The sequence below is a fragment of the Oceanobacillus saliphilus genome, assembly GCF_023522835.1.
In the GTDB taxonomy this organism is placed as follows: Bacteria; Bacillota; Bacilli; order Bacillales; family Amphibacillaceae; genus Oceanobacillus; species Oceanobacillus saliphilus.
The window spans coordinates 116,606-132,118 of record NZ_JALCZU010000003.1 but is presented as its reverse complement, the minus strand read 5'-3'; the positions used below and the strand labels follow the sequence as shown (position 1 = coordinate 132,118).

At 39.1% G+C, this 15,513-nt stretch carries 13 protein-coding genes; 8 read left to right on the top strand and 5 right to left on the bottom strand.

All coding sequences use genetic code 11. The features are described 5' to 3' along the window. Positions 1 to 111: 111 nt before the first annotated feature. Together MN204_RS06880 and yhbH are read left to right on the top strand one after the other, a co-directional pair. On the top strand, positions 112 to 2,007 hold the full coding sequence (locus tag MN204_RS06880) for a PrkA family serine protein kinase (RefSeq protein WP_249870367.1): 1,896 nt from the start codon (positions 112 to 114) through the stop codon (positions 2,005 to 2,007). 187 nt (positions 2,008 to 2,194) lie between these two features. After that, entirely contained in the window at positions 2,195 to 3,367 is a 1,173-nt protein-coding gene (yhbH, locus tag MN204_RS06875; RefSeq protein WP_249870366.1) for a sporulation protein YhbH, read from the top strand. A 132-nt stretch (positions 3,368 to 3,499) separates the two neighbouring features. On the opposite strand, the gene ymzB is transcribed toward yhbH, so the two are convergent. Further along, positions 3,500 to 3,847 (bottom strand): protein YmzB, encoded by a 348-nt coding sequence (ymzB, locus tag MN204_RS06870; protein WP_249870365.1) that lies wholly within the window; start codon positions 3,845 to 3,847, stop codon positions 3,500 to 3,502. 122 nt (positions 3,848 to 3,969) lie between these two features. On the opposite strand from ymzB, the gene MN204_RS06865 reads away from it, so the two are divergent. After that, a complete protein-coding gene (locus tag MN204_RS06865; protein ID WP_438804688.1) occupies positions 3,970 to 5,379 on the top strand; it encodes a SpoVR family protein in 1,410 nt (469 codons plus the stop codon). 209 nt (positions 5,380 to 5,588) lie between these two features. Further along, on the top strand, positions 5,589 to 6,164 hold the full coding sequence (locus tag MN204_RS06860) for a GNAT family N-acetyltransferase (protein WP_249870363.1): 576 nt from the start codon (positions 5,589 to 5,591) through the stop codon (positions 6,162 to 6,164). A gap of 96 nt (positions 6,165 to 6,260) precedes the next feature. Here MN204_RS06860 and MN204_RS06855 read toward each other — a convergent pair whose 3' ends face one another. Continuing rightward, a complete protein-coding gene (locus tag MN204_RS06855; protein ID WP_249870362.1) occupies positions 6,261 to 7,259 on the bottom strand; it encodes a GTPase in 999 nt (332 codons plus the stop codon). A gap of 371 nt (positions 7,260 to 7,630) precedes the next feature. Here MN204_RS06855 and larE point away from each other — a divergent pair, with 371 nt between their 5' ends. Next, a complete protein-coding gene (gene larE, locus MN204_RS06850; protein WP_249870361.1) occupies positions 7,631 to 8,464 on the top strand; it encodes an ATP-dependent sacrificial sulfur transferase LarE in 834 nt (277 codons plus the stop codon). 241 nt (positions 8,465 to 8,705) lie between these two features. Here larE and MN204_RS06845 read toward each other — a convergent pair whose 3' ends face one another. Further along, positions 8,706 to 10,076, bottom strand: coding sequence for a tetratricopeptide repeat protein (locus MN204_RS06845; RefSeq protein ID WP_249870360.1), 1,371 nt, complete (start codon positions 10,074 to 10,076; stop codon positions 8,706 to 8,708). Positions 10,077 to 10,227: 151 nt separating this feature from the next. Between MN204_RS06845 and mbcS the strand changes: the two genes are divergently transcribed. The 3 genes from mbcS (at position 10,228) to MN204_RS06830 (ending at position 13,361) form a co-directional block, all read left to right on the top strand. Further along, complete coding sequence (mbcS, locus tag MN204_RS06840; RefSeq protein ID WP_249870359.1) at positions 10,228 to 11,808, top strand: acyl-CoA synthetase MbcS; 1,581 nt, start codon at positions 10,228 to 10,230, stop codon at positions 11,806 to 11,808. A gap of 192 nt (positions 11,809 to 12,000) precedes the next feature. Continuing rightward, positions 12,001 to 12,954 carry a dipeptidase gene (locus MN204_RS06835; protein WP_249870358.1) on the top strand — a complete coding sequence of 318 codons (954 nt, stop codon included), beginning with the start codon at positions 12,001 to 12,003 and terminating at the stop codon, positions 12,952 to 12,954. An 83-nt stretch (positions 12,955 to 13,037) separates the two neighbouring features. Continuing rightward, a complete protein-coding gene (locus tag MN204_RS06830; RefSeq protein WP_249870357.1) occupies positions 13,038 to 13,361 on the top strand; it encodes a hypothetical protein in 324 nt (107 codons plus the stop codon). A gap of 133 nt (positions 13,362 to 13,494) precedes the next feature. Here the strand turns inward: MN204_RS06830 and MN204_RS06825 are convergent, their stop codons facing one another. Together MN204_RS06825 and ssuE are read right to left on the bottom strand one after the other, a co-directional pair. Next, entirely contained in the window at positions 13,495 to 14,868 is a 1,374-nt protein-coding gene (locus MN204_RS06825; protein WP_249870356.1) for an LLM class flavin-dependent oxidoreductase, read from the bottom strand. An 18-nt stretch (positions 14,869 to 14,886) separates the two neighbouring features. Further along, complete coding sequence (ssuE, locus tag MN204_RS06820; protein ID WP_249870355.1) at positions 14,887 to 15,447, bottom strand: NADPH-dependent FMN reductase; 561 nt, start codon at positions 15,445 to 15,447, stop codon at positions 14,887 to 14,889. Positions 15,448 to 15,513: the final 66 nt, after the last annotated feature.

Genomic DNA, 15,513 nt, shown 5'->3' with positions numbered 1-15,513 from the left:
ACTTGCGCTTTTGAGCGATTGCCAAACGATACAAATAGATGGGTCAGGGCATGAAACGATATGTCCGTGCATAGGATATATAAACCGCTGCACAGATGGAGGGAGTAATATATGAGTATATTAAACAAGGTGAGAAACTATAGGGAAGAAGAAAAGCGCTTAATGTGGGAAGGAACATTTGCTGAATATCTCGAAATAGTAAAAGCACAACCTGAAGTTGCTCAAACCGCCCATTCACGTGTATATAATATGATAAAAAGTTCCGGTGTAACAGAAAAAGAAGGACAAAAGATGTTTGATTTCTTCGGTGAAGGAATCTTTGGGTTAGAAACAGCAATTGAGCGATTGGTCGAGGAATATTTCCATCCTGCTGCAAAAAGACTCGATGTACGGAAGCGGATATTATTACTGATGGGTCCTGTCAGTGGTGGGAAATCTACTATTGTTAGTATGCTGAAAAGAGGCTTGGAACACTATTCCCGTACAGATGAGGGTGCCGTTTATGCTATTAAGGGATGCCCAATGCATGAAGATCCACTTCATTTAATTCCGCAACATTTACGCGAAGATTTTTTTGAAGAGTATGGAATCCGGATTGAAGGAAGCCTTTCCCCATTGAATACAATGCGACTTGAACAAGAATATGGTGGCCGAATTGAAGATGTACGAGTGGAACGAATCTTTTTCTCGGAAGATAAACGTGTCGGAATTGGTACATTCAGTCCTTCAGATCCAAAATCGCAGGATATTGCCGATTTGACTGGTAGCATCGATTTCTCCACCATTGCCGAGTTTGGTTCAGAATCAGATCCAAGGGCCTATCGCTTTGATGGGGAACTGAATAAGGCAAATAGGGGTATGATGGAATTTCAGGAGATTTTAAAAAGTGATGAGAAATTTCTATGGCATTTACTATCGCTTACACAGGAAGGGAATTTCAAGGCAGGTAGATTTGCGTTGATTTCTGCGGATGAACTAATCGTCGCTCATACCAATGAATCTGAATACCGTTCTTTCATAGCCAATAAGAAAAATGAAGCGCTTCATTCGCGTATGATTGTCATGCCGATTCCTTATAATCTTAAGGTTAGTCAGGAAGAAAGAATCTATGAGAAAATGATTAAAGAAAGTGATATTTCAGATGTCCATGTGGCACCACATGCTTTACGAGCAGCGGCGATATTTTCCATCTTAACAAGATTGAAAGAATCAAAGAAGCAGGGAATTGATCTCGTCAAAAAAATGCGTCTATATGACGGAGAGAGTGTGGAAGGCTTTAACCAGATAGATGCAGAAGAGTTGAAAAAGGAATTTCAGGATGAAGGTATGGGTGGAATTGACCCACGTTATGTCATTAACCGAATATCTTCTACAATCATTCGTAAGGAAGTGCCGTCAATCAATGCGTTGGATGTATTACGTTCATTGAAGGATGGTCTTGACCAGCACCCGTCCATATCAAAGGATGATATGGAAAGATATATGAACTTCATTGCCGTTGCCAGAAGAGAATATGACGAAATTGCGAAGAAGGAAGTACAGAAAGCTTTCGTATATTCCTACGAAGAATCTGCCAAGACATTAATGGATAACTATCTCGATAATGTTGAGGCCTACTGCAATAAGAATAAATTGAGAGATCCACTGACAGGTGAAGAAATGAATCCAGATGAAAAACTGATGCGTTCCATAGAGGAACAGATCGGTATTTCGGAAAATGCGAAGAAAGCATTTCGTGAGGAAATTCTGATTCGTCTTTCGGCATATGCTAGAAAAGGGAAGCGTTTTGACTATAATTCACATGAACGGCTCCGTGAAGCAATCCAGAAGAAACTGTTTGCAGATTTGAAGGACGTTGTTAAAATTACGACATCCTCGAAGACGCCGGATGAATCACAACTGAAAAAAGTGAATGAAGTGATAGCACGTTTAATAGATGAACACGGCTATAATTCAACTTCTGCCAATGAACTGCTCCGCTATGTTGGCAGTCTTTTAAACCGATGATCCAATAAGAATTCGTGTAATAAAGTATACTTCCTTATCTTACACTAAAAGGACTAACGACTAAGTTAGTCCTTTTTATAGTAGAATATTGAATTTTTGGAAATAACTTGTTTCCATCTGCATATTATATAGAAAGAATATTTTACGATAAAAAGACTGAAATTTTAAAAAATAGGAGAGGATAAAAATGCAGAAAAAGCAAGAGCAGAATTTTGTTGTCTCCCAGGAAAACTGGTCTCTCCATCGAAAAGGTTATCAGGATCAACAACGGCACATTGATAAAGTGAAGGATGCCATTAAAAATAATTTACCGGATTTAATTAGTGAAGAAAACATCATCATGTCTAACGGAAGAGATGTTATTAAAATTCCAATTCGTTCATTGGATGAGTATAAAATTCGTTATAACTATGAAAAGTCAAAGCATGTCGGCCAAGGGAATGGAGATTCAGAAGTAGGTGATGTAATCGCACGTGACCCGAATGCTGGATCAGCTGGGAAAAATGGTGCAGGCAGTGGGAAGAAAGCAGGGGATAAACCTGGCAATGATTATTATGAAACAGAGGTTTCCATTGCAGAGCTTGAAAATGCATTATTCTCAGAACTGGAGCTCCCAAATCTCAAACAGAAGGAACCAGCAGAAATAACGACCGAAAAAGTTGAATTTAATGATGTCCGAAAAAAAGGGCTGATGGGAAATGTCGATAAAAAGCGGACCATTTTAACCGCATTGAAAAGAAATGCGCGAGATGGTAATGCAGCAATTACTCCGATTCATAATGATGATTTAAGATTTAAGACATGGAATGAAGTTATTAAGAGGGAATCGAAAGCGGTTGTCATTGCAATGATGGATACGAGTGCATCAATGGGTACCTTTGAAAAATATATGGCAAGAAGCTTCTTCTTCTGGATGAATCGCTTTTTACGAACAAAATATGAAACTGTTGAGTTTGAATTTATTGCCCACCATACAGAAGCAAAAGTAGTCACAGAGGAAGCATTCTTTTCTAAAGGTGAAAGTGGGGGAACCATTTGTTCTTCTGCCTATATTAAAGCATTGGAAGTAATAGATGCTAAATTTAGTCCTTCCAGATATAATATTTATCCTTTTCACTTCTCGGATGGGGAAAACATCACTTCCGATAATGCCAAATGTATCGAATTGGTAAATGAAATTATGGGGAAATCAAATATGTTCGGTTACGGAGAAGTTAATGGATATAACCGCTACTCGACATTGATGAATGCTTATAAAAAAATTGACGACCCGAAATTCCGTCACTATGTATTGAAGGAAAAAGGCGATGTCTACTATGCGATGAAGAGCTTCTTCCACAAAGAATCAGCTGCGGTGTAGGATAGTTGGTAAGGGGAAGCTATAGTACGTGATATTCCACGATCAATTCATGAAGCCTATTGATTGAGAAGGAAGTGAAAACAGCATCTGAACAATAATGAAGAATCCCCTTTCACGGAAGGGGATTCTTCATTATTGTTCTTCAATAGTATATACAGCACGTTCCGTATCCAGGGAAAATGATGAGCCATCAAAGCCATAGTTGGCTGCTTCGTCCAGTGGTATTTCATAAAGTGGAGTTGGCAATGGCTCCATCTGATTGTCTTCATTTTCAATTTCACCTTCTCCATTCAGCAATAGAGAATGTTCTGGTACATAATCATCCATTCGACGTGTATGGTTGGCATAAGAAACAGATTTTAATTCCATTACTGTTTCATCAAAATCATGAAGTTCTTTTTTGGTGATTTTAATATTTTTTCCGGTCCAGGTTTTAAGTTTTTCATTAAATTCTTCTATCGTTAAAGATTGGTGTCCCATAAGAATCCCTCCTGCTTTTAGGTTACCCTGAATTCTTGCTTCATACACTTCAACCGATTTTTCCGGGACATTATTTAAGGAAGCAATCATAAACTGTATAAAGCACTTTTGGAGGGATGAAAGTGGAACAAACAAAAGAACTTAGCCGTGCAATTGAAGAGATTACCGAGATAGCAACCGGATTTGGTCTGGATTTTTATCCAATGCGTTATGAAGTTTGTCCGGCAGATATTATATATACATTCGGAGCTTATGGCATGCCGACGAGATTTACCCATTGGAGTTTTGGAAAACAATTTCACAAGATGAAACTGCAATACGACCTTGGTTTAAGTCAGATATACGAGCTTGTTATCAATTCGGATCCTTGCTACGCATTTTTACTTGATACAAACAGTCTGATTCAGAACAAGCTGATCATTGCCCATGTACTCGCCCATTGTGATTTTTTCAAAAACAATGTGCGTTTCTCCAATACAAGAAGAGATATGGTAGAAAGCATGACAGCAACTGCTGAGCGGATTGCTGAGTATGAGATGCTTTACGGGAAAGAAGAAGTCGAAAGCTTTTTGGATGCAATCCTGTCGATTCAGGAGCATATCGATCCTTCCATTGTACGTTCGAAATTGTCTGTGGAGGATATGGATACGGATGCTGAGGAACTGCCAAAAAAAAGGTCGCAGTATGATGATTTATGGGGTTTGGATGAGAAACCAGCGGAACAAAAACCTAAAATGAGAAGAAAAACAAAGAAGTTTCCGCCAAAGCCCGAGAAGGATATTTTATTATTTATCGAAGAACATAGCAGGGAATTGGAAGACTGGCAACGTGATATTTTAACAATGATGCGTGAAGAAATGCTTTACTTCTGGCCGCAGCTTGAGACAAAAATCATGAATGAAGGCTGGGCTTCGTACTGGCATCAGCGAATTTTAAGGGAGATGGACTTAAGCACAAGCGATACGATAGAATTTTCCAAGTTAAATGCAGGAGTTGTCCAGCCATCGAAGACATCAATCAATCCATACTATTTAGGGTTAAAAATTTTTGAGGACATCGAGGAACGCTATAATAATCCAACGGAAGAGATGCTGCGTCTCGGTTATGAACCAAATGCAGGCAGGGAGAAAATATTTGAAGTACGTGAAATTGAGTCGGATATTTCTTTTATCCGAAACTATTTAACGAAGGAAATTGTTCAAAGAGAAGATATGTATTTATTTGAGAAAAAGGGCAGAGATTACCGGATAACAGAAAAGGATTATGAACAGGTAAGAGATCAGCTCATTTCGATGCGTGTAAATGGTGGTTTCCCTTATATCGTAGTAGAAAATGGTGACTACTTACGTAACGGCGAACTATATCTCATCCATGGATATGAAGGGATTGAACTGGATATCCGCTATTTGGAGCATGTGCTTCCATACATTCATCAGCTATGGGGAAGAACGGTTCATTTGGAAACTACCGTTGAGGAGAGGGAGACGGTTTTCTCATATAACGGCAAGGAGATGTCGAAGCGGAATTTGTAGGTGTGATTAGGTTTGTTCTCTATTTTTAATCATTAAAGAGCTTGGGGAAGGTACCGCTCCCCCTCGAAACCAAGCTCTTTTTTATTCGCGGTAAATCATAGATCGGCCCTGTCCCTTTAATGGCAGCTATGGAAATAAAAAAACTAATGTGAAATAAATCAGTTTTAGATATAATAGCGTTAGTTATATAAAGTCAGGGGGATGGAGCAATGAAGGTTGAGGATATTTTTGGAGATTTGCCTACTTTAGAAACAGATCGACTAATTCTCAGAAAGATAAAAAAGCACGACATAGAAGATATGTATTTGTATGGTTCCAATGAAGAGGTTGCCAAGTATGTGACATGGGATGCCCACAAATCGTTGTCAGATACAGAGGCATTTATGAATTATGCGTTAGCTAAATATAAAAATAAGGACGTAGCACCGTGGGCAATACAATATAAAGAAAACGGCAAAATGATTGGTACGATTGATTTTATCTGGTGGAAACCAAAGCATTATAGTGCAGAGATTGGATATGTCATTTCACAAGATTACTGGGGCATGGGAATATGTACCGAAGCTGCCAAGGAAATGATTAAATTTGGTTTTGAAAAAATGAATTTGGTTCGGATTCAGGCTAAGTGCATGCTGGAAAACATAGGTTCAGAAAAAGTGATGGAAAAAATCGGTATGGTCTATGAAGGGACTTTGCGAAAAGAAATGGTCATTAAACAGCAACATCAGGACTTAAAAGTGTATTCTATTTTACTGGAAGAATTTGAAGACAGAAGACAGCCTTAAATGATTTCGAATGCAATAAATTATGAAGAGCCTGGTAACCCAAGCTCTCTTAACTTCGACAGATTTCGGAGAGTGACAGGCACCAATCTTGTCCTCCTACCTTATCTTTTCTTTTTTGCTGAAATATTCATAAAGGGATTTTAATGAATTGGCGTTGAGCTCTATGTTATTTTCGTAAGCGTACTTGATGGCGTACCCAAGGGCTAATGTCATTCCGCCTGCAATACTTCCACCCGCAATTGACCCTGCACCAGGAACGAATTTGACGACCTGCCGGAACAGGGTTTTACCGATATTGCCTGTAATGGTGGCAATCGTTAGTTCCCTTGCTCTTTCTTTGGAAAGGGGCTTCTCATATAGGGCTGCTAATTTGACCATCAATCCAACCTGAATCCCTGTTAGTGGAATAAAGTCTGATCCCGGTAATGGTGCAGCACCTACTGCAGTAGCCGATCCGGATGCCGCTAAAATCCACTTGTTTGCTGTTGAGGATTTTTCTTTCACAAGCCTGGCGAATTGAATTTCTTTATGTTTTTTTTTGAGAATATCCAAAATTTCATTTCTCAGTTTTCCAATATTCTCACCGGTTCGTGAAGAAATTGGAACGACTCTATAGTTGTGATTTGTATTTTTTTTAACGTAACTTACAAGCCCCGGAATATCATCTGCTGCATCGATTTTATTTAATACAAAGAGGATATTCTTATTCTCTCTGGAGATGATCTCAAATGATTTTTTCTCCCCTTCTGAAAAAACGGTACCCGCTGCATTGAGGAAAAATAAAATGATATCTGCATGTTTATAAAATTTCATCGTTTCCTCGGAATTCTTATTATTAATATCATCAAGACCAGGTGTATCTGCAAAAATAATCTTATCTCGATATATATAACGGTCAATTCCGGTGGTTTCACCCGGTTTTGCTCCTACCATGGCAACCTCTTCACCAATAATCTGATTAATAGTGGTGGATTTCCCGGTATTCACATCCCCAATCATGGCAAATAAAATTTCCTTATCCAGTTGTGCATTGACTTTATTCGTTTCTTGTTCGTATGCTTCATTAAATTCCTGTTCGTTGAATTCTGCTGCCAAGACAACCACGCTCCTTGTTATTTATATTACCAAATTAACGCGTCCGAAACACGTATGAACAAAAGCAATCGAAAAAGCTATCGATAGTTATACCATCCACAGCTTTTGTCGGCAGATAGTAAAGTGTTATCTGCATACGTGCAACTTGGCTGTCATGGATTGAAGGCCGTTTAAACTTTACCCTTAGCAAAATCTTCTAAACGGGAACTTTTTTATGCGTTTCGTCAACTTTATTTTCATTAATTTTAAGCGATTTCATTGACAGTTATTTGTTTGGACAGTAACCTAATAGTAAGTAACTATTTTAGTGAGTAGTCCGAGGATATGTAGGATATTTCAGGAAATAAAATATAATAATGAGGAGATTTGATATGAATAAAACACTTAATGGAAAAAATGAGCAGCTTGGTGAAGTCCTGTCAGAAATGGGGCGTGTCTTAATAGCTTTCTCCGGTGGGGTCGATAGTTCTTTTCTATTAAAACGTGCACAGCAAGAATTAGGGGAAAATGTACTTGCAGTAGTCGTTGCTTCTGAACTTTTCCGTCAAGAAGAATTTGATGGTGCTGTTAAACTTGCAGAAAGCATGGGCGTAAAAGTCTTAAAAACAGAAATGAAAGAATTAGAAAATCCAGCAATTGCGGCAAATACGCCAGACAGCTGGTACCACAGTAAAAAAATGCTGTATTCCCGTCTGAATGACATTGCCAAAGAAATGGAATATCCATATGTGCTAGATGGTATGATTATGGATGATATGGATGATTTCCGCCCAGGTCTGAAGGCGAGAACGGAAGAAGGAGCCCGCAGTGTCCTGCAGGAAGTGGGTCTCTATAAACAGGAAATTCGTGAATTCTCGAAACAACTTGATGTACCTGTCTGGAATAAACCAGCGTCATGCAGCCTGGCGTCAAGATTCCCTTATGGAAATCAGATTGACCGGGAAAAGGTAAACCAAGTGAATGAAGCGGAACTATTCCTAATTAAACTTGGCTTTGATATGGTACGTGTACGCTACCATGAAAATGTTGCAAGAATTGAAGTTACTGAAGATAAGATTACAGATTTGCTGGCAAAACGTGAACAAATTCAAATGAAACTGATTGCACTTGGTTTTGATTATGTTTCTGTTGACCTGAAAGGGTATCGTACCGGAAGTATGAATGAAGTATTGCCGAAAGAACAACTGGAAACAGAAATTGGATAAATCGTTGCATTAAATAAATGTAAGCCGTTCGTGATCAGGAGGGATTTCTCCCTGGCTGCGAACGGCTTTAAATATTCCCGTTAGAAAACTTGGTTGTCACCAAGCCTTTCGGTGAAAGCCTTAGTTGCACTTATGCAGGTAGGAAAGTTTTATGCTTTCCTACCTGCCAAGAAAGGCCTCAAATGATATATCCTGAATGATGAACGGACATTCTGACCCCCGGAACGATTGAAGTTTCACCTTATTTATTCATCTGAATCAATAGCTGTTGATATGCCGCAGCTTCTTCTTTATCTCCAAGCTCCAGATAAACTTTGGACAAATACGTGACAGGCTTCTGATCCTCTGGGTGAAGCTCCATTTCCCATTTGAAACAGTCGATTGATTTTTCAAACTGCCGAAATTGAATGTAAAGCTCACCTAGCGCAAATTGCTGATCCGGGTCTTCCATCATTGCTTTCATTTTTAATAGCTTCCTTTCGATAGGGAGATTATATCCTGCATCATGGAAGGCTTGGAGCCAGGCTATGATTTTGCTCAGTTTATAATCCTCTAAAAATGCAGATACGAAAGGTTTAACCATCCTTTCCAATGTGTGTCTGTCGTTATTACAAAGCTGTAATAATCGCTTGCTTGAATGGTCAAAGTGGGAAGTCAAAACACCGCTATCTGCATGTTCAAAGTTTTTAATGATCGTTTCAATTTGCGCATCTTGTGGCATAAATTTGGTAGTCATTAGAAATCTTACCATGTCATTTGCATTACCGGAGTCCATCATCAAATTCATCAGTTTTTCTTTTACGGAGTTGGTTTGTTTTAGCGCTTGTAAGTAGGAGATTTGTTCCTCCACAGGAAAACCATTCAATATGGAGAGGATAGCGGCAAGATTTTTTTGGGAAAATTTATCGTTCAGCAGCGCTGTTCGAACAGCTAGTTCATCAAGGAAACGATTCTGTTCTTGATACAACTGGATTAATAAATCGACGGATTCTTCATGAAACAAATCATCAAATGCAGCGGACTCAAAATTAATAGGGTCTTTTTCATAAACTTTTTTCATGTCCGAATAGATAGCTTTATATTGCTGTAGTTGGAGGTCATTCAACATATCCTGAACAAAATTATTTTCGCGGCCACTGTTGCTAATCGTCTTTAAAAGCTGATAGGCTGTCATGTTCTGGCCATTTCTGCGATAGTCGTAAAATGTATTTTTAAATAGTTTTTCAACTGAACCAGGTTTCGTGAAGGAATCGAAGTAGGAAATAATTAATGACGTTTCTATTTTAGGATAAGATTTTTGAATGTTTTTATAGAGCTGATTGAAAGAAATGAAGTGGAAAGATTTTTGAGATTTAAGCAGTTTTATAGTTAACGGATGGGTTCCGTTGAAGTGGATACCATTTGTGAATGCATGATGAATGTGGGAATTTATTTTAATCTGGTTTCGCTTCATACCATTAATAAAGTCATTTTTATAGAAAATCAAATAGTAATAATTACCGCTATCATCCGTTGCCTCCAGTACTTTGCTTTGTTTGTAAAAGACAAGTTGTTCAGCGGTCAATGTATGGTTTTTCTTATTTGAGTGAATTTCAAACTGATTTTTATTCATAATAAATTCCCTCCCTATTCTTATAACTATCATAACATATTCATTTTATACGAACGAATTAAATCGTTTATTAATTTAACGTTCTCTGTTATAATAATTAGAAATTAGTATCTGGTACTAATACGTATTCACAATTGGAAGGATGATTGAAGTGAACAGGGAAGATTTAATTGCACCAGAGAATTATAATATCGTGATGGAAATTGAAAAATATGCACAGGATGCGAGTCGAAAAGCGGTCATTTGGGAAGATGAAGCAGGGAAAAGAAAAGAAGTTACATATAAAAAACTAATAAAGCAAGCCAATCAAATCGGGAATCTATTTATGGAAAAGGGATTGAAACGGGGAGACAAGTTGTTAGTGATGATGCCTCGCATCATTGAAACCTATGAAGTATATTTAGCTGCTTTAAAAACAGGAATCATTATCATACCAAGTTCTGAAATGTTCCGGACGAAGGATTTACAGTATCGCATTACACATGGCGAAGTTCGTGGAGTTGTGAGCTATGCTGATTATGCGGATGAATTTAAAGGAATCAAGGAATATGAAGACTTAGTGAAATTCTCCGTTGGAAAGTCTGTGGAGGGCTGGAACTTGCTTGATGAATTAAAAGAGACTGCATCAGACGAACTGGAAATGGTTTCATCTACCCGTGATGATATCGCATTTTTACCATATACATCCGGTACAACCGGGAATCCGAAAGCGGTTATGCACACACATGGTTGGGGTTATGCACATATGCGCACCGCACCGGAAAACTGGTTAAGTATCAATGATGGGGACACTGTCTGGGCGACGGCAGCACCAGGCTGGCAAAAATGGGTATGGAGTCCTTTTCTATCTGTACTTGGTTCAGGTGCTACAGGGTTTGTCTATAATGGTAAATTTGAACCTAAAAAATATTTGAGTTTGCTGGAGCAACATGAGGTAAACGTATTTTGTTGTACACCGACAGAATATCGCCTAATGGCAAAACTAGATAATTTATCAGACTATCATGTGCCATCCTTGCATAGTGCAGTTTCTGCAGGAGAACCTTTAAATCGGGAAGTTATTGACCAGTTTGAAAAATACTTTGGTGTTACGGTAAGGGATGGCTATGGTCAAACAGAAAATACATTATTGCTCGGGTTCCTAAAAGGGATGAAGGTGAAACCTGGTTCGATGGGGAAACCTACCCCAGGCAACCATGTTCAATTAATAGATGAAGACTGTAATCCGGTTGCAGTTGGACAAGTCGGCGATATTGCAATTCCATTGGATACCCCAGCATTGTTCAAAGCCTATTATAAGGATCCGGAACGTACGAAAAAATCCTACAGGGGAAACTTCTATATCACAGGTGATCAGGCATCGATGGACGAAGAAGGCTATTTCTGGTTTGAAGGAAGAAACGATGATATTATCGTCAGCTCAGGATACACGATTGGGCCATTTGAAGTGGAAGATGCATTAGTAAAACACCCTGCTGTAAAGGAATGCGCAGTTGTTGCCAGTCCGGACGAGATTCGCGGGAATGTCGTGAAAGCATATATCGTGCTCCAAGAAAATGTGGATGCAAGTGATTCAAGTCTCGTAAAAGAATTGCAGGCACATGCCAAACAATTAACTGCACCTTACAAATATCCGCGCAAAATCGAATTTATCGATGAACTGCCGAAAACATCATCAGGTAAAATTCGCCGGATTGAATTAAGACAGCGTGAACGCGGACAAAATAAATAAACGAGACAAAACAGGGCGAAGAGGATATCTATTCTCTTTGCCCTGTTTGTTAGGAAGCTGCTTATGGAGGATGTTCAAAAAGTCTGGTAAAAATGACACATCGAGTCGTGCACGAATGCTTGCTTTTTACGAAGTGCGAAGCGAATTCATCAGAAGCATCCGTGGTAAACTGTATACAAAGGAGCGGTTATCATGAAAGTAATTGATACACATTGTGATGCACTATTAAAATTACAGCTTGCAAAAAGAGGACAATTCTATAATAAGGGCCCATTGAATTTTAGAAATGCAAAAGAGCTGAATACAAATTTGGAATGTTTGAAACAAGGGAAAGTGAAGGTTCAATTCTTTGCTGTCTTTATTCACCCGGATGTACCTTCCGATGAAAAATGGCAGCATGCATTGGAGCAGATTGACTTGTTTCATACAGAAATTATTGAGAAAAATAAGGAAATGAAGCATATCCGGGCATGGTCGGACTTAGATAGTTTAGAGGAGGGTGAAATTGGCGGAGTGCTGACGCTGGAAGGTGCTGATGCATTCGGTAACGATCTCATGAAGCTTCGCCAGCTGTACCGTCTCGGAGTTCTATCAATAGGATTGACCTGGAACAATGCTAACCTGTGCGCGGATGGGGCAGAAGAACCACGTGGCGGAGGATTGACTTTGCTCGGCAAGGAGGTCGTGAAACTGAATAATGAACATGGTATTTTCACAGATGTGGCCCATTCTACGGAAAAGGGTTTTTGGGACATGATGGAGCTTGCGGAATATCCGATAGCAAGCCATTCCAATGCACGCGCCCTTTGTGATCATCCCCGTAATCTATACGATGATCAACTAAAAAGAATGTTCAATAAAAAGGCCATGATTCATGTTGTCTACTTTCCTCCATTCATCAATTACGATCGTGAAGAAGCTACAATTAGTGATTTGATTAAACATATCGACCATATTTGTTCATTGGGTGGTGTAAAGCATATTGGGCTTGGTTCGGATTTTGACGGAATCTCAAGCTTTGTCGATAACCTTGACAATGCATCAAAACACCAAAACTTAATAAACGAACTACTTAAGTTCTATTCTGAAGATGAAGTAAAAGGTTTTGCATATCAAAATTTTATGGAACTTCGGCCCGGGATTTAATGCTGATGTATATTCTCTTTCTAATTAACGAATATTAACTTAGAATGAGGATTTTCATTAATTTAATGAATGGGCTGATGAATTTGAGAAAACGAATAATCGCAATTAGTCTCTTCTGCGCAATTTTCTTGACAGTGCAGCTGACAGAAGCAACTGCGGCAGTAATGAGTAACGATATACAGGAAACGACTGCAGAGCATAATTGGGTAGAATATAGTACAGATATTAAAGAATTTGAAGTCGGTACACATGAAATTACATATTGGAAAAATTTTATGAGGTATACGCGAACGTGTACCATTTCCCATGTAATAAGGACAGTCGTATATTATTGTGATATTCATGATATTACAAAGTCTGAGACTTTCCTTGAGGATATCGTTCACAGCGAAAAGCATTCGCATTAAATGGACATTCCAAGCGCGTAATCCACGCGCTTGCTATCCTTAGGTTTCCTGAGCAGTCACCTGCGCTTTTGAACGTCGCGGACTGCACTTTCTGTGAGGAGAGATCAAGGAACTTCTTTTGTATATCAAAAAGTTAATTGACAAGTAGTGCATGTCGTTTTGCTGGATGATGTTCTGCAAGTTGATCTCCCTTACCAAAAAGATTATCTCGAAATGAATTTCCTTCATATTCCTTTCTGACGAGACCTCTTTCCTGTAAGACTGGAACAACTAATTCAACAAAGTCGTTAAAAGTTCCAGGTGTAATGGCATATGCAATATTAAAACCGTCAACTCCAGCTTCGTCCACCCATTGCTCCATTATATCGGCAATTTGCTCTGGTGAACCAACAGCAGAAGCTCCTATTCCTCCAATGCCAATCGCATGGATGATATCTTCGACCGTGGCAGGTCTGTCGGGATTCACTTTTGTGAAATTTTCAAGTGCTGATCGTATCGAATCATTTTCAATATAGCTTATTTGCTGATCAGGTTCATAAGCTGATAAATCTATTCCGGTCCAGCCCCCAAATAGAGCAAGAGCTCCTTCTTTACTTATATATGTTTTATATTCGTCATACTTTTGTTTAGCTTCTTCTTCTGTTGGCGCTACAATCGGTATTAACATCGTGAGTATTTTTACTTCTTCAGCAGCTCTCCCGGTTTTCTCGATATCTGCCCGTATTTTAGTTACTGTCTCTTTAGCCGCTGCAATATTCGGTGCACCAATGAATGCCAATTCTGCATTTTTGGCTGCAAATGCCCTGCCCTTTGTGGAGGCCCCTGCCTGGAAAAGCACAGGTGTACGCTGCGGGGATGGTTCACTCAGATGTGCGCCAGGTACTTTATAGTATTTTCCTTCATGGTTTATATTATGAACCATAGCTGGGTCCGTATAGATGGCATTTTCTTTGTCGATTTTAACAGCGTTTTCCTCCCAACTGTCTTCCCATAGTTTATAGCAAACTTCCAAATACTCTTGGGCAATATCATACCGTTCATCATGGTTTATCTGGTCGTCCAATCCCATATTAACTGCGGCACTTTTCAAATAAGATGTAACGATATTCCAGCCTAATCGACCTTTCGTTAGATGATCCAACGTACTTATTTTCCGAGCGAAAGTATATGGATGTTCATGGGTCACAGAAGCTGTAACACCAAAGCCAAGATGTTTCGTCACAGCAGCCATAAATGGCACAATTAAAAATGGATCATTAACAGGAGATTGTACGCCGTTACGTAAAGCAGCATCCCGTGAGCCCTCATATACATCATACGTCCCAAGTACATCTGCAATAAATATTGCATCAAACCTGCCTTTTTCTAGCGTTTTTGCGAGCTCAGTCCAATATTCACTATCTTTATATCGATAGGATTGGTCATCAGGGTGTGTCCAAAGGCCGGGAGCCTGATGGCCTGGCGTATTCATATCAAATGCATTCAAGTAAATGCGTTTCTTTGTCATACTCTTCGTCCTCCTTTTTTAACGCTGATAAGGTATCGCCGCAGCAGAACCAACTGTATGGTTAACCAATTGTATAAAGTAATCGAGCTGCTTTTTTGTTCGCTGAAGTACTTCTACATCAATAATTGGAATCGCGTTTTGCTTGTCGATTTGTTCGTCAAGTATATAAATCCCCTTTAAATTATGTGCCTTTAACGTAGCTAGGACTGGTTTAAGTGTGTACTCCACAGCCAATAGATGGGAAGGGCTTCCACCTGTCATCAGAGGAAGGACAGGTGTATGTTTTAAAACGTCCTGCGGGAGAATGTCGATTAATGCTTTTAATACTCCCGAATAGGCTCCTTTATATACGGGTGACCCTACAATGACACCATCAGCTTCCTCAATGAGACTTGCAATTTGTTTTACTGTGGGACTATTAAAATTCCCTGTGAACAAATCTTCATAGGACACATCCTTTACAGATACATGTGTAACGGAAAAGTGCTCCTTTTTAAGCAGCCCGCCCAAATATTTCAGGACTTGCTCGGATCGGGAAAATTCTGATGGACTTCCGGATATAATTACGATCGAACTCATGGGAACCAATCTCCTTTTAAATTTTATATTTTTGTCACATCTACAGCAAAAAGCCCTCTTCTTCTC